The organism is Acidovorax sp. KKS102 (assembly GCF_000302535.1).
Classification (GTDB): Bacteria; Pseudomonadota; Gammaproteobacteria; order Burkholderiales; family Burkholderiaceae_C; genus Acidovorax.
This window is the reverse complement of the sequence record NC_018708.1, coordinates 91,402-109,038: the sequence shown is the minus strand read 5'-3', so window position 1 is coordinate 109,038 and position 17,637 is coordinate 91,402. Positions and strand designations below refer to the sequence as shown.

The 17,637-nt window shown below is 67.1% G+C and carries 19 protein-coding genes and 1 pseudogene; 6 read left to right on the top strand and 14 right to left on the bottom strand.

The window, feature by feature from the left end; genetic code table 11:
- Positions 1 to 6: 6 nt before the first annotated feature.
- From lpoB to mnmG, 13 genes and pseudogenes are all read right to left on the bottom strand, one after another.
- On the bottom strand, positions 7 to 624 hold the full coding sequence (lpoB, locus tag C380_RS00505) for a penicillin-binding protein activator LpoB (RefSeq protein ID WP_015011928.1): 618 nt from the start codon (positions 622 to 624) through the stop codon (positions 7 to 9).
- Positions 625 to 664: 40 nt separating this feature from the next.
- Entirely contained in the window at positions 665 to 1,072 is a 408-nt protein-coding gene (locus C380_RS00500) for a YcfL family protein (protein ID WP_015011927.1), read from the bottom strand.
- A gap of 35 nt (positions 1,073 to 1,107) precedes the next feature.
- Positions 1,108 to 2,649 carry a COG3014 family protein gene (locus C380_RS00495; protein ID WP_015011926.1) on the bottom strand — a complete coding sequence of 514 codons (1,542 nt, stop codon included), beginning with the start codon at positions 2,647 to 2,649 and terminating at the stop codon, positions 1,108 to 1,110.
- Positions 2,650 to 2,981: 332 nt separating this feature from the next.
- Positions 2,982 to 3,725, bottom strand: coding sequence for a hypothetical protein (locus C380_RS00490; RefSeq protein WP_015011925.1), 744 nt, complete (start codon positions 3,723 to 3,725; stop codon positions 2,982 to 2,984).
- A gap of 12 nt (positions 3,726 to 3,737) precedes the next feature.
- On the bottom strand, positions 3,738 to 5,093 hold the full coding sequence (locus tag C380_RS00485; protein WP_015011924.1) for a hypothetical protein: 1,356 nt from the start codon (positions 5,091 to 5,093) through the stop codon (positions 3,738 to 3,740).
- A 237-nt stretch (positions 5,094 to 5,330) separates the two neighbouring features.
- On the bottom strand, positions 5,331 to 6,314 hold the full coding sequence (locus C380_RS00480) for a ParB/RepB/Spo0J family partition protein (protein ID WP_015011923.1): 984 nt from the start codon (positions 6,312 to 6,314) through the stop codon (positions 5,331 to 5,333).
- 39 nt (positions 6,315 to 6,353) lie between these two features.
- Positions 6,354 to 6,650: a cupin domain-containing protein gene (locus tag C380_RS00475; protein ID WP_015011922.1), complete on the bottom strand. Its 297-nt coding sequence runs from the start codon at positions 6,648 to 6,650 to the stop codon at positions 6,354 to 6,356.
- Between the two features lie 25 nt (positions 6,651 to 6,675).
- Positions 6,676 to 6,945, bottom strand: a complete 270-nt coding sequence (locus tag C380_RS00470; RefSeq protein WP_015011921.1) for a hypothetical protein — start codon at positions 6,943 to 6,945, stop codon at positions 6,676 to 6,678.
- On the bottom strand, positions 6,942 to 7,484 hold the full coding sequence (locus tag C380_RS00465; RefSeq protein ID WP_015011920.1) for an alpha/beta hydrolase: 543 nt from the start codon (positions 7,482 to 7,484) through the stop codon (positions 6,942 to 6,944). The genes C380_RS00470 and C380_RS00465 overlap by 4 nt, the downstream gene beginning before the upstream one ends.
- 34 nt (positions 7,485 to 7,518) lie before the next feature.
- Entirely contained in the window at positions 7,519 to 8,331 is an 813-nt protein-coding gene (locus C380_RS00460; RefSeq protein WP_015011919.1) for a ParA family protein, read from the bottom strand.
- Between the two features lie 24 nt (positions 8,332 to 8,355).
- Positions 8,356 to 8,970: a LysE family transporter gene (locus tag C380_RS00455; protein WP_015011918.1), complete on the bottom strand. Its 615-nt coding sequence runs from the start codon at positions 8,968 to 8,970 to the stop codon at positions 8,356 to 8,358.
- A 117-nt stretch (positions 8,971 to 9,087) separates the two neighbouring features.
- The gene (rsmG, locus tag C380_RS00450) at positions 9,088 to 9,771 is read right to left on the bottom strand and encodes a 16S rRNA (guanine(527)-N(7))-methyltransferase RsmG (protein WP_015011917.1); all 684 of its coding nucleotides are present in this window, start codon (positions 9,769 to 9,771) and stop codon (positions 9,088 to 9,090) included.
- A pseudogene (gene mnmG / locus C380_RS00445) lies at positions 9,768 to 11,457 on the bottom strand (tRNA uridine-5-carboxymethylaminomethyl(34) synthesis enzyme MnmG). Before mnmG ends, rsmG begins: the two are co-directional and overlap by 4 nt.
- A gap of 328 nt (positions 11,458 to 11,785) precedes the next feature.
- On the opposite strand from mnmG, the gene C380_RS00440 reads away from it, so the two are divergent.
- The 6 genes from C380_RS00440 to gstA all read left to right on the top strand — a co-directional run bounded on the left by C380_RS00440 (position 11,786) and on the right by gstA (position 16,220).
- Entirely contained in the window at positions 11,786 to 12,382 is a 597-nt protein-coding gene (locus C380_RS00440) for an NADPH-dependent FMN reductase (RefSeq protein ID WP_015011916.1), read from the top strand.
- Positions 12,383 to 12,394: 12 nt separating this feature from the next.
- Positions 12,395 to 12,661 carry a YkgJ family cysteine cluster protein gene (locus C380_RS00435; protein WP_015011915.1) on the top strand — a complete coding sequence of 89 codons (267 nt, stop codon included), beginning with the start codon at positions 12,395 to 12,397 and terminating at the stop codon, positions 12,659 to 12,661.
- Positions 12,662 to 12,836: 175 nt separating this feature from the next.
- Positions 12,837 to 13,712 carry an RNA polymerase sigma-70 factor gene (locus tag C380_RS00430; RefSeq protein WP_015011914.1) on the top strand — a complete coding sequence of 292 codons (876 nt, stop codon included), beginning with the start codon at positions 12,837 to 12,839 and terminating at the stop codon, positions 13,710 to 13,712.
- Positions 13,713 to 13,941: 229 nt separating this feature from the next.
- The gene (locus C380_RS00425) at positions 13,942 to 14,397 is read left to right on the top strand and encodes a carboxymuconolactone decarboxylase family protein (RefSeq protein ID WP_015011913.1); all 456 of its coding nucleotides are present in this window, start codon (positions 13,942 to 13,944) and stop codon (positions 14,395 to 14,397) included.
- A gap of 247 nt (positions 14,398 to 14,644) precedes the next feature.
- Positions 14,645 to 15,418: a class II aldolase/adducin family protein gene (locus C380_RS00420; protein ID WP_015011912.1), complete on the top strand. Its 774-nt coding sequence runs from the start codon at positions 14,645 to 14,647 to the stop codon at positions 15,416 to 15,418.
- 193 nt (positions 15,419 to 15,611) lie between these two features.
- Positions 15,612 to 16,220, top strand: coding sequence for a glutathione transferase GstA (gene gstA, locus C380_RS00415; RefSeq protein ID WP_015011911.1), 609 nt, complete (start codon positions 15,612 to 15,614; stop codon positions 16,218 to 16,220).
- Positions 16,221 to 16,384: 164 nt separating this feature from the next.
- Here gstA and C380_RS00410 read toward each other — a convergent pair whose 3' ends face one another.
- Positions 16,385 to 17,611 (bottom strand): YbfB/YjiJ family MFS transporter, encoded by a 1,227-nt coding sequence (locus C380_RS00410; RefSeq protein ID WP_015011910.1) that lies wholly within the window; start codon positions 17,609 to 17,611, stop codon positions 16,385 to 16,387.
- Positions 17,612 to 17,637: the final 26 nt, after the last annotated feature.

The window sequence follows — 17,637 nt, the reverse complement described above, 5'->3', positions numbered from 1 at the left end:
GGGAGATCAGCGCTTGCTGGTCTTGCGAATTTCTTTCTCGTCCTGCCATTCGATCGTGCCTTCCTGCACATCAAACAGCTTCAGCGTGAACTTGTAGTACACGTCCTTGGTGCTGTTGTTCTGCTTGACGATGCTGGTCAGCTCGCCTTCCATGCTGTACTTGGCGGCGGTCATCTGGCCGACCTTGGCGGTGGTGCCCTGCTTGTACAGGCCGCTCTGGTTCTGGCGCTGCAGCTCGTCCACACCGGCCTGCATCTCGTTGATGGAGCGCACAAAGCGTACCTTGCCGGACTTGACCAGCGCGGTCTGGATGGAGTTCATCACGTTGGTGGTGTCGATGTACTCGCTGGTCTTGTTCTTGACGGTGGAAATGGTCACCGTGGGGCGGCCTTGGAAGATGCCGGTTTCGAGCAAGCCGCCGGTCATCTTCTCGGCAATCATCTGCAGGTCGGTGGAGCCGAATTCGTTGGTCACCAGCTCGACGGCCTTGGCATCACCGTAATTGACCTGGCGGTCAAAACGCACGGTGGGCGACGACAGGTTCTGGCAGGCCGACAGGGCCAGGGTACTGGCCGCAAAGGCCAGGATCAGCGCGCTGCGCTGGATGCGGTTCTTGGTTGTCATGGTTTTACTCCTCACTCAAACAGGGATTGGCGCGGCGTGATCAGCGCGGCTCCACATTCATTTCCAGGCGCAGGTCCACAGCGGCGCTGGTGGGCGCCACGCTCTTGACGGTCTGCTGGCCCAGGCCCAGCACGGTCATCTGCTTCCAGGACTCGCCGTCGCCCACCTGGTTGCCCACGTTGTCCAGCCACTTGAAGCGGTAGAACACGGTGCGGTCGGTGCGGCCCATGTTGGCCATATCGGCCTGCACCACCAGGATGTCGTTCTTGCGCACGATGCGCATCTCGCGCACAGCGATGCTGTTGGCCTCACCGCGCAGGGCCACCTTGGCGGCCACGGCCAGCGGTGTGGCAGGGTCATGCAGTTGGGCGCTGGCGCTGCCAGCCAGGGTCATCAGGGCCGCACACAGCACGGCAGGGATCGCGGCGGGGACAAAACGGGTTCTCATGCCAGAGGCTCCTTGAATGGGATCAGAAACAGGGGTCAGTTCTTGGCGGCTGCAGCGGGCTGGGCGGCCGTGGGCTTGACGGTGGACGAAGGCACGGTGCGGGCGCGGTTGTTGTTGGTGGTGCGCACCGGGGCGGCAGGCGCCGCAGCCGCGGCTGCAGGGGCCGGCTGGGGTGCCGCCGCCACCGTGGGCAGCTGGCCCAGCATGGCCACGTCGCCGATCAGCACGCTGTTGTCATACATGCGCAGGGGCACCAGGGCGTACTGGCCGTCGATCTTGATCGGCTGGGGCAACTGGCGGCCGTTGATGGAGACAGTGTGCTCGCCAGGGGGCAGGTAGCCACGGGCCACATACACGCGACCGGGCAGCATGCGCCACATGCGGTCGTCGGCCTGCTCGGTGGCCACCGAGGCTGCAGCGCCAATCAGGCCGCCGATGAGGCCGCCACGCTTTTGCAGCTCGTTCTGCAGCACGCCCTTGGCCACGGCGCGGGTGAAGCCGCGCAGCACCATGCCGGGCATTTCGTCCTTGAGCGCACGGCGGGCCATCACGTTCACGTCCACCACTTTTTCGAGCTTGAGGTCGGTACCGGCGGCCGACACCACCGTCAGGGGCGCGTCCTTGGAGGGCTCGATCACGGGATACGAAATGCTGGCGGTGACCATGCCACGGCCGGTGGGCACGGGGAGGGTGAAGGCCTTGGGCTTGCGTGCAGGCGCGTCACCGGCCTCGACGATGAAGAGCACGTCGGTCATGCGCTGGCGGCGCTTCCAGGTGAAGCCGGTGCGGTTGTCCAGGCCGCGCAGGCCTTCTTCCAGCACGGGGGTATCGGGCTTGAGCTCGATGGCCTTGCGGTAGCCGGGCGCAGCCAGGCCAGGCTCGTTGAGCATTTCGTACAGGAAGCCGGCGAGGTAGTGGGAGAGCGCGTTGGAGTAGCCGTTCTTGAGGGCCAGCACTTCGGGGTCGTTGAGCGTTTCGACCGGGTAGCCATTCAGCTCCTTGCCGCCCGAGGTGGCGCCCTTGGACTTGGCCTCTTCTTCGGCCGCCAGGGTTTCCTTGGCGCGGAACTCGGCAATGATGGCTTCGCGCTCGTGCGTGCGCTTGATGTCCACACGGGCGTTTTCAAAATCGCCCACGGCCATGCGGTTGAGCGCCAGGCGGGTGGTCAGCCACACCTTTTCATAGTCCTGGCCTTCGTAGACCTTCAGGCGCTCGCTCACCAGGGCCGCGCCCACGGTGCCCATCAGCTTGGAGGGGTTGGTCTTGGCGGTTTCTTCCCATTCCTTGACCTTGTTGTCGGCCAGCAGGAAGGCGTTGGTGCTGTCGGGGTACCGGCGGTCCATGCGCAGCAGCTCACCGCGCTCCATGTTGAAGAGCAGCGCCGTTTTTTCTTCTTCGGTCTTGGCCGTGCTCTCCAGGCTGGCCAGCGCGGCGGGGATGCCGCCACTGCGCCCGGCGGTCTGCATGTCGGTGGCCGTTTTGTCGTGGCTCTGCATGGTGGCGCAGCCGGTGAGGGCAGCGCTCAGCGCCAGCACCCACAGCAGGCGCGGACGGAAACGGGATGGGTGGGCGGTCATGGATGCTCCTTGCAGATCGGTCGGTTGCTCACCAGAAACACCCCGCACTCCCCGCGCGCAGCCGCGCAGCAGCCCTCCGAAGGGAGGGTGCTGTGAATACGGCGTGCGTGGTGGAAGTCCGGTCAAGGCGGGTGCTGGCAGCCCGTGCGCCCCCTCCCGGTGCGGATACGTGCTGTGTGCTGCCCCCTCTGGCTGTGAGTTTCTTGGTTGTTGTGTATGGGGTTGTAGCCAGCCGCACAATGTAGCAAAAGCTTGTATCTTTTCTGTAACCGTGTGGGGCCGTCGACACAGACGGACACAGGTGCGGGCGCATGGATTGCATGGTGGGCATGTCATCTCTCCTGCGGCTGGCGCGGCATCCGGTACAGCCACACCACCCGCCCACCGGGTGCACGCAGCTGGGCACTGGGCAGCCAGCCGGGCACCGCAAACTCCAGGCTCACCAGCCAGGCGCCGGGCGCCAGTTCGGCCTGGGCCTTGGCGGCCGCGCGGGCCATGCTTTCGGGCCGCTGGAACAGGTACACCATCTGGTAGGCGCTCCAGTCGGCCTTCCACATGTCGGCACGCTGCACCCGGGCCCAGGGGCAGCGCAGGGCGCACAGCAGGCGCAGCGGCCAGCTCCACTCCAGCCCGTCGAGCTGGACAGCGGGATAGGCATGGCGCAGCGCCTTGAGACCATCGCCCAAACCACAGCCTGCATCGAGCACGCGCGCGCCCAGCGGCAGCGGAGCCTGCACGGCCAGAGACTGCAGCGCGTGGCGCGGCGTGGGAAACAGGGGCGCATCGCGCCACGCATTGAGCGGGTAGACCAGCAACAACAACGACAGCGGCACCAACCACGCCCACGTGGGCAGGCTGGCCGTCCCCAGCAGCGCCAGCGACAGAGGGAACCCGGCGGCAATCAGCCCGCGCCGCCACCAGCTGTCGCCCAGCACACTGGCAGCCGTGCCCAGCAGGCAGGCCACCAGCAAGGCGGCCACCGGTGGAACCGCGCGCTGCAGCGCAACAAAGATCAGCCACGCGCACGCCCACGCCGCCAATGCGGGCAGGGGCCAGGGCATGCGCAGGGCGAACATGGTTCTCCGTTCTCAGCGGCCAAAAATGCCGCGCAGCAGATTGACGGGGTTGACCACGTTGCCCGCGTCCGTGCCGCCGTCGCCTGCCGGTGGCTGGCCTGCGGGCGCGCCGCCCATGCCGCTGGAATAAGCGCCTGTGCCGCCCGACGGTGCAGCGGGTGCTGCGCCCATGCCGCCACGGCGCCCCTGCATCTCCTCGCCCAGCATGGCCATGGTGTGCGACTTCACCCGCACGCGCACCGACCATTCAGGCTCCCACGCAGCCTTGGGGTCGGCCGGGCGGGGTGGGTACACGATGTGGCTTTCGCCACCGTAGGCCATCATGCGCAGCATGGGTGTGGCGTCGCGCCCGCCGCCCGCAAAGATGCCTTGGGGAATCGCGCATTGCGTGGTCTCGGGCTGCAGCAGCACGCGCTCCTTGAGCCAGCGGTCGATGGTGGCGGGCGAGAGGTAGTCGAACAGGCCCATGCCGGTGTCGGGCGTCTCGGCGCTGGACCACATGATGAGGTCGTCCCCGCTTTGCGACATGGCGTGCAGGTAGTAGGCGCGCGCATTGCGCACCGGCTGCCAGCTGGTGCCCATGCTGTCCTGCGGCTTGCCGGTGGTGCGCAGGTCGATAGCGGGCATCAGGTCCTGCGCCGCGCCCAGAGTGAACTTCATCGAGGCTGGCACGCCGTCGCCCCGCACCTGGTGCTCGCCCACCACCGAGCTGTCCCGCGACAGGCTGACCTGGTTGCGTTCGTTGGGGTACAGCGCATAGGCAGGGCCCACGCGCGGGCCCCGGTCGGGCACAGCACGGCCTGCAAAGGCCTGGGCGTAGTCGGAGGGCTTGGCACGCGCCAGATCGATGACGCGGGGCTGGCCCGCACGCACCGCGCTACCGCAGCCCCAGTACAGCAGGATGCGGCCCTTGGGCTGCTGTTGCTGGTACTCACGGGGCACTTCGCCCGGCTCAGTCTGGGTGGGCTGGGCGCGCGGGGGGATCAGAGGCAGGGACTCGCCCATGCGCATGCCGGGCGGGATGGACTGGCTGGCTTCTACGCCGGGGCGCAGGCTGTTGTGCAAAGCGATGTCGATGACACGCGGCGGCATGATGGACATGGCGCGTGCGTTGCCGTACGAGGTGTTGCTGCCGCCCCCCATGCCCGGCGCTGCGCCGCCGCCCATGCCCCCCATGAGGCCCCCGAGCATGCCGCCGCCACCGGGCAGGCTGTCCATCTCGGGCATGCCGGCCATGGTGCCGGTGGACAGGTCCATCCACAGCTGCACCTTGGGGGCCTTGGTGTTTTGGGCCTGGGCGCCCAGGCTGGCAATGCACAGGCCGGCGGCCAGGCAGGCGGGGGTCAGATAGCGCAAAGGGGTTGTCATCGGGTCTGCTCCAGGAGATACGTGGATCACCCGGCAAACCATCGTGGGCCGCAAAGCGGCTTCGTCGCCGCCCTGTGAAGAGGCCTTGCGGTCAACCCGGGTGTGTTGAACGCAGCGCAGTGTAGGCCCCGCAAGGACGCATTTTGCCCGTGCAAGTTACTTGTGGAAACCGTTTCTGTGCGCTATTTCACGCCATCTTGCGCGGCGACAACGCCGCGCCCCGGAGCGACGAGCGGGTCAGCCGCGCAGGCGGTCGATCAGCCCGTTGAGCGCCTCCAGCGACCCGAACTGGATCGCCAGCTCGCCCATGTCCTCCACCCGGCCGTTGCGCTTGACGCTCTTTTTCACGCGCACCTCGACCTCGGCCATCAGCAGGTCCGAAAGCTCTTCTTCCACACGCTTCAAGTCGCGCGACTTTTCCTTCTGGCGCTTTTGCGGCACCAGGCTGAACTCGGCACCGATCTTCTTGACCAGCGCCTCGGCCTCGCGCACCGACAGCTTCTTGGCCGCGATCTGGTTACCCGCCGTGATCTGCGCGGCGCGGTCCAGCGACAGCAGCGCACGCGCATGGCCCATGTCGATGTCGCCCGCCATCAGCATGGTCTGCACCGGCTCGGCCAGATTCAACAGGCGCAGCAGGTTGCTGGCGGCGCTGCGCGAGCGGCCCACCGCCTGCGCAGCCAGCTCGTGCGTGAGGCCAAACTCCTTGACCAGGCGCTGCAGGCCCTGGGCCTCTTCCAGCGGGTTCAGGTCTTCGCGCTGGATGTTTTCGATGAGCGCCATGGCGGCGGCCGACTCGTCGGGCACATCGCGCACCAGCACCGGCACCTCGGCCAGGCCCGCCAGGCGGGAGGCCCGAAAACGCCGCTCGCCCGCAATGATTTCGTACAACGCCCCCTCTTGGCTGAGGGTACCCATCGCAGGGGAGGGCCCCTGCGATGCTCGTTCCTGGCGGCGCAGCCGAGCTTGTTCGTCGCTGAGGCGACGAACAAGAATCGGCTGCATGATGCCCTGGGCCTTGATGGACTCGGCCAGCTCGTACAGCGCGCCCTCGTCCATGCGCGTGCGCGGCTGGTACACCCCCGGCACCAGTTCGGACAGCGGCAGGCTGCTGGGCAGACCCGCTTCGGCGGCCTGGGCCTGTTCCACTTTGTCTTCGACCTTGGGGCCCAGCAGGGCTTCCAGGCCTCGGCCGAGGCCCTTGGGTTTTTTGGTGACCATGAAATGCGTCTCGCGAAAGGAAAAAGGAAAGGGGAAGAATCAGCGGTCGATGATGACCAGCGTGCCGTGGCTGCCCGGCGCCACCGCGTGGGGCACGCCTGCGGGCACGATGAACACCTCGCCCGCGTTCACCTCGGTGACCTGCCCTTGCAGGTCCAGGCGCATGCAGCCGTCCAGCACCAGCAGGGCTTCGTCAAAGTCGTGCGACTCGTCGGGGTAGGCCGCGTCATCCATGCGCAGCACCTTGAGGTTGGCACCCGCAGCGCGGCCCACCACCGTGGAGTTCCAGGCGCGGGGCAGTTGGTCGGCCAGGGCAGACAGGCTGATCTTGGTCATGGGTCGTTGGCCAGGGTTCAAAACGTCACAGTGCGGAGCGGCTCGCCACGCGGCGCCGCTTGCGGCTGCGCCACAGGCGCAACCACACACCGAACCCGATGGCTAGCAGCACCAGGGCCAGCATGAACTGCCCCAGCGCGCCCACCACCACCGCACTGCTGGGCAGCAGCCAGGCCAGCACCACCTGCAAGGCGTCGCCAAGCCAGTAGAAGTCAGCCGTGACCCGCCGAGTTGGAGGGACAGCGTCGCCCGCCATCACCGGCGGGCGCTTGCGCCAAAAAACCCAGCGGCTCATGCCGGGGTGGCGAGCTGCATCAGCCAGCCCCGCCCCTCGTCCCAGTCGCCCAGCCCGGATTCGGCATTGATGTGCCCCCGCTCGCCATAGTCCACAAACCGCGCACCCCAGGCCTGCGCCAGCCCTTCGGCGCGCTCGAAGCTGCAGTACGGGTCGTTGCGGCTGCCCACCAGCACGGCCGGGAACGGCAGCGGCTGGCGCGCAATGGGCGCCCAGCCGTGGATCTGCGCGGCCAGGTCGGGCCGCTCCACATCGCCCGGCGCCACCAGCAGCGCGCCGCGCACCTTGGCCGCATGGCGGGTGTGTGCCGCCCACCAGGCGGTGAGGATGCAGCCCAGGCTGTGCGCCGCCAATACCACCGGGCCGTCGGCATCGGCCACGGTCTCTTCCAGGCGCGCAGACCAGTCGCCGCGCAGCGGGCGCATCCAGTCGTGCTGCTCCACGCGCTGGTAGCCATGCGCAGCCTCCCAGCGGCTTTGCCAGTGGTCGGGGCCAGAGTTCTGCCAGCCGGGCAGCAGCAGGATGTTGGAGGCTTTCATTACTATCAATTTAATAGCTAGCAGCGCATATCATTCAAGCGCCTGCGGCCATTTTGGCCATGGAGGCTGCGGCTGGGGGCATGGTTTTCACACGCGCAACCATCTCCTCGGCAAACTCCACAAAGGCCTGGCTGCCCTTGGCGGCCGGGTCGAACACCACACCGGGCAGCCCGTAGCTGGGCGCCTCGGCCAGGCGCACGTTGCGCGGGATCACGCTGTTGAACACCTTGTCGCCAAAATGGCCCTTGAGCTGGTCGCTCACCTGCTGCTGCAAGGTGATGCGCGGGTCGAACATCACGCGCAGCAGGCCGATGATCTGCAGGTCGGCATTGAGGTTGGCGTGCACCTGCTTGATGGTGTTGACCAGGTCCGTGAGCCCTTCCAGCGCGAAGTACTCGCACTGCATGGGCACGATCACGCCGTGGGCGCTGCACAGTCCGTTGAGCGTGAGCATGGAGAGTGACGGCGGACAGTCGATGAGCACAAAGTCGTAGTCGCCATCGGCCTCGGCCAGCGCGGCCTTGAGGCGCCTTTCGCGGTGCTCCAGCGCCACCAGCTCCACCTCGGCGCCCGCCAGTTCGCGGTTGGCGCCCAGCACCCAGTAGCCACATTTGTCCGACAGCACGGCCGCCTCTTTGACCGAGGCGGATTCGAGCAGCACGTCGTACACCGTGAGGTCGAGGCTGCGCTTGTCCACGCCCGAGCCCATGGTGGCGTTGCCCTGCGGGTCCAAGTCCACCATCAGCACGCGCTGACCGATCTTGGCCAGGCCAGCGGCGAGGTTGACGGTGGTGGTGGTCTTGCCCACCCCACCCTTTTGATTGGCAACGCAAAAAATCTTGGCCATGTGGGTGCTGCAGTTCGTGTGGTGTTATTTGGAGATGGCCAGCTTGATGCCAAAGCCGATCAGGAAGACGCCCGCGACTTTTTCCAGCGCGCGGCCGATGCGCGGGTTGGCGCGCATGCGCTCGGCCAGGTGGTGGGTGAGCAGCACGGCGATCAGCCCATAGAGAAATGTCAGTGCCGCCACCGTGGCCGCCATCACGCCAAAGGTCAGCATGCCCTGGTGCCGGGCCGGGTCCACGAACAGCGGGAAGAACGCCATGTAGAACACGATGGCCTTGGGGTTGAGCAAGGTGATGAGACCGGCCTGCTTGAAGTAGTGGCGCGGCTCGATGTTCAGCACGGGTGCATCGCCGGGCTTTGCGGTGAGCATCTTGAAGCCCAGCCACGCGAGGTAGGCCGCGCCCAGCCATTGCACGGCGTTGAAGGCCGCCGGGTACGTGGCCAGCAGCGTGGCCACACCGGCCACCGCCGCCCACATCAGCACCTGGTCACCCGCAATCACGCCCATGGTGGCGGCCAAACCGCCCCGGATGCCGCCCTTGCTGGTGGAGGTGATGAGCGCCAGATTGCCCGGGCCTGGGATGAGCAGGAACAACACAATGGCAGCGACAAAGGCGCCGTAGTCTGCGATGCCGAACATGGTTTCTCCTGGTGCGCGGGGAGGGTGCGATGGGAAGATGCACCCGGGTGAGCAGCCGAGTTTACGCGAGCCCCCTGCCCTGGCTGTCGAAAAGTCGGTGCCGCAGCGCCGAGGCCATCAGACCGGCTTCATCCAGACGATGCAGCGCTCGGCATCCAGGCCCGGCACCGTGAGCTGTTCCACGTGAAACACCGCCACATCCGTAGGCAGCGCAGCGATTTCATCCTCGGGATGTTTGCCCTTCATGGCCAGCCACACGCCATGGGACGCGGCCAGTGCGCTGCGCGACCAGGTGACAAAGTCCGGCAACGAGGCAAACGCACGGCAGCTGATGAGGTCGAACGGCGTGGTCAGCGTCTCGACCCGCGCATGCACGCCGTGCAGGTTGCGCAGCTTGAGCGCCACCGCCGCCTGCTGGATGAAGGCCGCCTTCTTGCCCACGGTGTCCACGCAGCTCACATCCACCTCGGGGCAGCAGATCGCGAACACCACGCCGGGCAGGCCGCCGCCCGATCCGACATCCAGCAGCTTCACCGCCGCCACCCCGCCCTGCTGCAGGCCTGCCACATGCCTGCGCAGCGGCGCCACGGCGGCCAGGCTGTCCAGCAGGTGGTGCGTCATCATCTCCTGCGGGTCGCGCACGGCGGTCAGGTTGTAGACCTTGTTCCACTTCTGCAGCAACGCCAGAAAGTCCATCAACAGCCCGACCTGCGCATCGCTCAAGCCCAGCGCCAGGGCATCGGCCCCGGCTTGCAATTGCTGACGCAGGCTGTCATTGTTGCTGTTCACCACCATCGTCATGCCGTCACTTCGCCTTCTGCCTTGGCGGGCGCTGCCGGGGCCACCGCAAACTCCTTGAACCCGCCCTTCTTCAGATGCACCATCAGCAGCGAGATCGACGCGGGCGTGATGCCCGTGATGCGCGAGGCGTGGCCCAAGGTCTCGGGCCGGTGGCGGCTGAGCACCTGGCGCGCCTCGATGCTCAGGGCCGTGACCTGCATGTAGTCCAGGTCGGGCGGCAGGCGCAGCTTTTCATTCACGTGAAACCGCATCGCGCTTGCGGCTGAACGCGCCCCAGCGCGCGTCATCCACCAGGCCCATCCGGCGCCCCACTTCGGTCAGGCGCATGTCCGCGTTGTCCTCCCGCAACTGCAGGCGGAACTCGGCGCGGCTGGTAAACATGCGGTAGGGCTCGGTCACGCCCTTGGTAATCAGGTCGTCCACCAGCACGCCCAGGTAGGCTTCGTCGCGGCCGGGCAGCCAGGGGGCATCGCCCCGGCACTGCAGCGCAGCGTTGATGCCGGCAAACAGGCCCTGGGCCGCCGCCTCTTCGTAGCCGGTGGTGCCGTTGATCTGCCCGGCAAAGAACAGACCCTGGATCTGGCGCGTCTCAAAGCTGCTCTTGAGCGAGCGCGGGTCAAAGTAGTCGTATTCGATGGCGTAGCCCGGACGCAGGATGTGCGCGTTTTCCAGCCCCGGCATGCTGCGCACCAGGTCGTACTGGATGTCGAACGGCAAGCTGGTGCTGATGCCGTTGGGGTAGTACTCGTGCGTGGTCAGGCCTTCGGGTTCCAGGAAGATCTGGTGGCTGTCCTTGTCCGCAAAGCGGTTGATCTTGTCTTCCACACTCGGGCAGTAGCGCGGGCCCACGCCTTCGATCTTGCCGGTGAACATGGGGCTGCGGTCAAAGCCGCTGCGGATGATCTCGTGTGTGCGCTCATTAGTGTGGGTGATCCAGCAGGGCACCTGCCGGGGGTGCATCTGCGCATTGCCCATGAAGCTGAACACAGGCACTGTGCCCTCGTTCACGCCGCCGGGCATGCCGTCGCCGGGTTGCTCGGTGCACTTGCTGAAGTCGATGCTGCGCCCGTCAATGCGCGGCGGCGTACCAGTCTTGAGCCGCCCTTGGGGCAGCTTCAGCTCTTTGAGGCGTGCCGACAGCGACACGGCAGGCGGGTCCCCTGCCCGGCCCGCAGCGTAGTTGTTCAGGCCAACATGGATCTTGCCGTCCAGGAAGGTGCCCGCTGTCAGCACCACGGTGCGCGAGCGGAAGCGGATGCCCACCTGCGTCACCGCGCCCACCACCCGGTCACCTTCCACCATCAGGTCGTCCACCGCCTGCTGGAAGAGCCACAGGTTGGGCTGGTTCTCCAGCATGCGGCGGATGGCGGCCTTGTACAGAATGCGATCGGCCTGCGCCCGCGTGGCCCGCACCGCAGGGCCCTTGCTGCTGTTGAGAATGCGGAACTGGATGCCGCCCTCGTCCGTGGCCAGCGCCATGGCGCCGCCCAGCGCATCCACTTCCTTCACCAGGTGGCCCTTGCCGATGCCGCCGATGCTGGGGTTGCAGCTCATCTGCCCCAGCGTCTCGATGTTGTGGGTCAGCAGCAGCGTTTTGCTGCCCATGCGCGCGGCGGCCAGCGCGGCCTCGGTGCCAGCATGGCCACCGCCGACAACGATCACATCAAATTCCTGGGGGTACAACATGGGGAACACTCCGGGGCCACGGTGGGCCCGACATTCAAAACCGTCTGCCGTCCTGCGACGGCCCCACAAGAGCGGGTCGCACGGCGGCGGGCTGCGCCACCACCGGCCCATCAAGGCGGCAAGGGTGCAAGGGGAAACCCGCGATTTTCCCACCTTTGCATGCTTTTTGTGCAAAGCCTTGGGCACAGCGGCTGCACCAACCGTCCGCAGTGCGGATGGCCGCCGCTGCCTGGGGCAGATGTTCCACGTGAAACAAGCACCAGCCCCCACACACCGGGGTCAGCAGCTTGCAGTATTCCTGCCCCGGCTTTGTGCTCCAATGGTTCGCATGACCACCCAACTTCTCATCTTCGCGGGCAGTACCCGCCAACAGTCCTTCAACCGCAAACTGGCCCACGCCACTGCCGCCATCGCGCGCGATGCGGGGGCCAGCGTCACGCTGATGGAGCTGTCGGACTTCAACATCCCGCTGTACAACGCCGACCTCGAAGCCCAGGGCACGCCCGCCGATGTCATCCGCCTCAAGGAAATCCTCTGGCAACACCCGGCCTGGATCATCTGCTCGCCCGAGTACAACGGCAGCTACACCGCCCTGCTCAAGAACACCATCGACTGGGCCTCCAGCCCCGTCAAGGGCAACCCGGACTGGCAGGACGGCGGCAAGAGCTTTCGCGGCAAGGTCGTGGGCATGCTGAGCGCCTCGCCCGGCGCACTGGGCGGCCTGCGCTCGCAGAGCCATCTGGCGCCCCTGCTGATCAATGCTGAATGCTGGCTCGCACCCAAGGCGTTTGCCCTGGGCTCCGCAGGCAGCGCGTTTGACGACAGCGGCAACCTCATCCAGCCAGCCCACCGCGACCGCGTGCGTGCCGTGGTGGACCAAGTGCTGTGGGGTGCCAGCCGCCTGCAGCCTGCTGGCGGTCAATAAGGCGGCCCGCCCGTGGACTGCCGCCCAGGCTGCGGCGCCTGCTGCACCGCTCCTTCCATCAGCTCGCCCATCCCCGGCATGCCGCTGGGTAAGCCGGCGGGGGTGCGGTGCATTCAGCTGGGGGACGATGCGCGCTGCCGCATCTTTGGCCAACCCGAGCGCCCGGCGGTGTGCGCAGGGCTGATGCCCTCTGCCGAGATGTGTGGCAGCAACCAGGCGCAGGCCCTGCACTACCTGTCGCAGCTGGAATCGCTCACTCAACCGGCCCCGCGCTCATAGCCGGTCTTGCGGGGCCCCGAGAAGCAATGTAGGTGTTTCAAGCCCCAAAGTGACCCCAAGCGCAAGTGCCACATGCGCCAGCAGCTATCAAAATAGTAGTTGCAAGCGAGGCTGTCACAAACTGCAGGTATGCGCCGTCTGTGCTTCACTGAAGCACTCCACCGCCGCCATTGCCATGACCACCACCGACCCGTTCACCACCCTGCGCCCTCGCCTCTTTGGCATTGCTTACCGCATGCTGGGCGTGCGGGCCGATGCCGAGGATGTGCTGCAGGACGCCTGGCTGCGCTGGAGCCGCACCGACGCCAGCACCCTGCAGTCGGCCGAGGCCTGGCTGGTGACCATCGTCACGCGGCTGTCCATTGACCGGCTGCGCGCGCTCAAGGCCGAGCGCGAGGCCTATGTGGGCTGGTGGCTGCCCGAGCCGCTGGTGGAGCTGGACGCCCACACGCCCGAGTCGGCCGCCGAGCTGGCGGGCGAGCTGTCGGTGGCCTTTCTGTACGTGCTGGAGCGGCTGGGGCCGGAGGAGCGCGCGGCCTTTTTGCTGCGCCAGGTGTTCGACTACGACTACCCCGAGATCGCCGCCCAGCTGGGCAAGACCGAGGCCAGCTGCCGCCAGATGGTGCACCGCGCCAGCGAGCGTGTGCAGCAGGCGCGCACCCGCTTCGAGGTGCCGCAGGCGGTGCACCACCAGTTGCTGCAACGCTTCATGAAAGCCGCCCAGAGCGGTGACCGCCACGCCATCGAGGCGCTGCTGAGCGAAGACGCCCAGCTCATCGGCGACGGCGGCGGTGTGGTGCCATCGTTCCCCAAGCCGCTGGTGGGGCCGTTTCGCATCACCAACCTGTACTGGGCGCTGTTCCGGCGCCTGGGCGCACAGGTGGTCTACCGCATGGCGCTCATCAACGGCGAGCCGGGCCTGCTGCGCTATGTGGACGGGCGCATCGAGTCGGCCCAGGCGTTTGTGACCGATGGCGAGCGCATCATGGCCATCTACGCCGTGCGCAACCCGGACAAGCTGGCAGGCATCCCGGCCACGCTACCGCTGTAAAGACACGGAGACAGCGCTGTTCGTGCGAACCGCTGCGCAGGCGGCCCCGGCAAGCGCGCCAGGGCAGAAAAAGAGCAGGCCTCCTGTCACAACCCGGCACGGCGCAGCGTCTTGATGGGTATGGAAGACGGCAATGCAGCCACATGGCGACATCGCCACAAGGCCCCGCACCAGCGCCGTCTTTCACGACCGTCATCAACAACCCTTTGCCATCACCCAGGAGATTTCCATGTCGCAACACAGCGCCCGCCTGCCCTACCACCAACTGTCGTCCAAGGCCTTCATGGGCCTGGTCAACGTCTCTGAAACCATCAAGAAAGGCCCGCTGGGCACCCGGCTGGCCGAGCTGGTGTTCCTGCGCGTTTCGCAGATCAACGGCTGCGCCTACTGCATGGACATGCACTGGAGCGCGCTCGTCAAGGACGGCGCCGACCCGCGCCATCTCAACGCCGTGGCCGGCTGGCGCGAGGCCCCGTTCTTCAGCGAACGCGAACGCGCCGCGTTTCGCTGGGCCGAGATCATCACCGCCACGCCCCACAGCGACGCGAGCGATGACGAATACGCCAAGCTGAAGGCCCTGTTCTCCGACGCCGAGATTTCCGACCTGGGCTTTGCCATCGCCGTCATCAACGCCTGGAACCTGCTGAACGCGGGCATGCGCGCCCCGATCCCGCAGGCCGGCTGAGCGCTGGCAGGTGTGGGGTACGGACCGGTGGAAGGCACATCGGCCCGTGGAGCCTGCCAAAGGCAACAGACACCAAAAATCGGGTCAAACCGGCTGGTAGCGTTAGTGAATATTGCCTTTATTGCTATCAATAGTGAAGCATAAAACACCCCACACATGGCCACGGGTGTAGCCTGCCTGACAGACCCGGCCACCGCACCGCCCTACAGTGGTGTCTTTCCACCTACAACACCGGAGACACCCACCCATGCTCAACATCCCCTCGCTGCAGGGCAGCGTCAGCCCTGAAGAATGGCAGCTGCGCTGCGACCTGGCCGCCTGCTACCGGCTCGTCGCGCTGTACGGCTGGAGCGACCTGGTTTTCACTCACATCAGCGCCAAGCTGCCCGAGTCGGTGTCGGGCGCGGGTGAGCACCACTTCCTCATCAACCCCTACGGCCTCATGTTCGACGAGATCACGGCGTCGAGCCTGATCAAGGTGGACATGCAGTGCAACAAGCTGCACGAATCGCCCTTCCCGGTGAACCCTGCAGGCTTCGTGATCCACAGCGCCGTGCACGAGGCCCGGCCCGAGGCGGGCTGCGTGCTGCACACCCACACCCGCGCTGGCGTGGCCGTGAGCGCGCAAAAGGGCGGCGTGCTGCCCATCAGCCAGCAAAGCACCTTTGTGCTGGGCTCGCTGGCGTACCACGAGTACGAAGGCGTGGCCTTCCGCGACGAGGAAAAGCCGCGCCTGCAGGCCGACCTGGGCGATGCCAACTTCCTCATGCTGCGCAACCACGGGCTGCTGACGGTGGGCAAGACCATTGCCGACGCCTTCCTGTCCATGTACACCTTCGAGAACACCTGCCGCATCCAGATCGACGCGCAGGCTGGCGGCGAACTGACGCAGGTGAACCCGCAGATCGTGAGCGGCGTGGCCCAGGCCATGCGCGTGCAGACCGGCGGCCTGGGCGGTGCCTTTGCCTGGCCCGCGCTGCTGCGCAAGGTGCAGCGCGACCTGCCAGGCTACAACACCTAACAACCCTGTGTCGCCTTGGGCGCCCTCCACCCAGAGGGACGCCGCACGAGCGGCGGGGCGGCTCCTCCACGGCGGCAATGGCTCAGGCCGTGCCAGTGTCCGCCCCCGGCGGCCTGTGCAACATCGGCCGCCAGCAAAAAAGCTGCGCAGCGCATAGGATCTGCGGTTCCCGACTGTTTTCAAGGACCGATCCATGAAGCTTTACTACTCCCCCGGCGCCTGCTCCCTGTCCCCCCACATCGCCCTGCAAGAGGCCGGCCTGGCCTACACCCCCGTGCTGGCCAGCACCAAGAGCCACAAGCTGCAGGACGGCACCGACTACTACACCATCAATGCGCTGGGCTACGTGCCCGTGCTGGAGCTGGACAACGGCGAGCGCCTGCGCGAAGGCCCGGCCATCGTGCAATACATTGCCGACCAGGTGCCCGACAAACAACTCGCCCCCGCCAACGGCACCCTGGCGCGCTACCGCCTGCAAGAGTGGCTGACCTTCATCGGCACCGAGCTGCACAAGGGCTTCAGCCCCCTGTTCAACCCCGCCACCCCCGAGGAGTACAAGCCCATGGTGCGCGAGCGCCTGCTGCAGCGCCTGCAGTGGGTGGACAGCCAGCTCGCCGGCAAGCAGTACCTGATGGGCGACCAGTTCACCGTGGCCGACGGCTACCTGTTCACCGTGACCAACTGGACGCAACCCACCAAGCTCGACATCTCCGGCCTGGCCAACCTGGCGGCCTACCGCGAACGCGTGGGTGCCCGCCCCGCAGTGCAGGCGGCCATGAAGGCCGAAGGCTTGCTGAAATAGGGACACTCCCCTGAGGCGCTGCGCGCCTTCCCCCCGCTCTCGCTACGCGGGCAGGGGGACAACGCCCTCGCTCCGGGGCGGCCCTTGCTCGGCGTTCCTGGCCTAGGCCCCGCCAGTATCGATTGGGAGCACGTAGCTCGACGCGCGGCCAAAACCCCATTGTGCTACAGCGGCTTCTGCCGCCACGCCACCAGCGCCCCCACCCACAACGCGCAGGCCGAGAACACCAGCCCGCGCGCCAGGCCCCCGGGCCCGTCGGCGATCCAGCCCACCACCGTGGGCCCCACGATCTGACCGGCCGCAAACACGATGGTGAACGCGCTGATGCCGCTGGCCCACAGCGCCTGCGGCAGGTTGTGCCGCACCAGCGCCGTGGTCGATGCCACCACCGACAAAAACACCCCGCCAAACAACAGCCCCGAGGCCAGCACCACCGGCCACGCGCCCGTGATGGCGGGCAGGATGGTGGCCACGCCCAGCAGCGCATTCAGGCGCGCCAGCGCCTCACCGCCCCGGCTGCGGTCCAGCAGCCCGGCCCAGATGCGCGACGACAGCACCACGGCCAGCCCCAGGAGGGCGTAGAACAGCGTCACCTCGCCCGCACCCCGCCCCTGCTCGCGCAGCAGCGCCACCACAAAGGTCATGTAGCCGATATAGCCCACACCAAACAGGCCGTAACCCAGCAGCGCAGGGGCCAGCGCCCGCCAGCGCACACGGTCGGGCGCTGCAGCCGACGGTGTGGTCCCGGATGCCGCGGCCACAGGTGCAGCCAGCCCGCTCAACACGCGCGCTGGCCACAGCAGCGCCAGCGTGGCCGCCACGCAGGCCAACGCGAGCGCCCACCAGGCCCAGGTCCAGCCATGCGGCGCAGGCGCCACGCCCAGCACCGCAGGCACCAACAAGGCCGACAGGCTGATACCCCAGCCCGTGCCGCCATAGTACAGGCCCAGCAGCAATCCGCTGCGCCCCGGCACCTGCGCACCCAGCCGCGCCGCGAGCAGGCCCCCGGCAATGAACACCAGCGCACTGGCCCCACCGGCCAGCAGGCGCTGCGCCAGCAAGGGCGTTGCCTGCGTGAAAAATCCGCTCAGGCCCATGAATACCGTGGCCATCACGGCGCCCACCACCAGCACTGCGCCCGGAGCCGCGCGCCGCAACAGCCAGGGCGTGACCAGAGCACCGAGCAAGTAGCCCAGCGCATTCGCCGTGTTCATGCCCCCGGCCAGCGTGTACGACCAGCCCAGGTCTTCGCGCATGGGCGGCAGCAACAAGGCATAGGCAAACCGCGTGATGCCCAGCGAGATGGCGGCGCCCATCGACAGGGCCACGGCGAGCCACAGGCTGCGCAACGGGGAGATGGAAAGCGGTGCGGAGGGCGGTGGCGAGGGCATGGCGGTCCATTCTCATGCAACCGCAC

What these genes read in the sequence shown, in the direction of transcription:
- lpoB (WP_015011928.1), bottom strand. Translation starts at nt 624, where the DNA reads ATGACAACCAAGAACCGCATCCAGCGCAGCGCGCTGATCCTGGCCTTT.
- C380_RS00500 (WP_015011927.1), bottom strand. Translation starts at nt 1,072, where the DNA reads ATGAGAACCCGTTTTGTCCCCGCCGCGATCCCTGCCGTGCTGTGTGCG.
- C380_RS00495 (WP_015011926.1), bottom strand. Translation starts at nt 2,649, where the DNA reads ATGACCGCCCACCCATCCCGTTTCCGTCCGCGCCTGCTGTGGGTGCTG.
- C380_RS00490 (WP_015011925.1), bottom strand. Translation starts at nt 3,725, where the DNA reads ATGTTCGCCCTGCGCATGCCCTGGCCCCTGCCCGCATTGGCGGCGTGG.
- C380_RS00485 (WP_015011924.1), bottom strand. Translation starts at nt 5,093, where the DNA reads ATGACAACCCCTTTGCGCTATCTGACCCCCGCCTGCCTGGCCGCCGGC.
- C380_RS00480 (WP_015011923.1), bottom strand. Translation starts at nt 6,314, where the DNA reads ATGGTCACCAAAAAACCCAAGGGCCTCGGCCGAGGCCTGGAAGCCCTG.
- C380_RS00475 (WP_015011922.1), bottom strand. Translation starts at nt 6,650, where the DNA reads ATGACCAAGATCAGCCTGTCTGCCCTGGCCGACCAACTGCCCCGCGCC.
- C380_RS00470 (WP_015011921.1), bottom strand. Translation starts at nt 6,945, where the DNA reads ATGAGCCGCTGGGTTTTTTGGCGCAAGCGCCCGCCGGTGATGGCGGGC.
- C380_RS00465 (WP_015011920.1), bottom strand. Translation starts at nt 7,484, where the DNA reads ATGAAAGCCTCCAACATCCTGCTGCTGCCCGGCTGGCAGAACTCTGGC.
- C380_RS00460 (WP_015011919.1), bottom strand. Translation starts at nt 8,331, where the DNA reads ATGGCCAAGATTTTTTGCGTTGCCAATCAAAAGGGTGGGGTGGGCAAG.
- C380_RS00455 (WP_015011918.1), bottom strand. Translation starts at nt 8,970, where the DNA reads ATGTTCGGCATCGCAGACTACGGCGCCTTTGTCGCTGCCATTGTGTTG.
- rsmG (WP_015011917.1), bottom strand. Translation starts at nt 9,771, where the DNA reads ATGACGATGGTGGTGAACAGCAACAATGACAGCCTGCGTCAGCAATTG.
- C380_RS00440 (WP_015011916.1), top strand. Translation starts at nt 11,786, where the DNA reads ATGACCACCCAACTTCTCATCTTCGCGGGCAGTACCCGCCAACAGTCC.
- C380_RS00430 (WP_015011914.1), top strand. Translation starts at nt 12,837, where the DNA reads ATGACCACCACCGACCCGTTCACCACCCTGCGCCCTCGCCTCTTTGGC.
- C380_RS00425 (WP_015011913.1), top strand. Translation starts at nt 13,942, where the DNA reads ATGTCGCAACACAGCGCCCGCCTGCCCTACCACCAACTGTCGTCCAAG.
- C380_RS00420 (WP_015011912.1), top strand. Translation starts at nt 14,645, where the DNA reads ATGCTCAACATCCCCTCGCTGCAGGGCAGCGTCAGCCCTGAAGAATGG.
- gstA (WP_015011911.1), top strand. Translation starts at nt 15,612, where the DNA reads ATGAAGCTTTACTACTCCCCCGGCGCCTGCTCCCTGTCCCCCCACATC.
- C380_RS00410 (WP_015011910.1), bottom strand. Translation starts at nt 17,611, where the DNA reads ATGCCCTCGCCACCGCCCTCCGCACCGCTTTCCATCTCCCCGTTGCGC.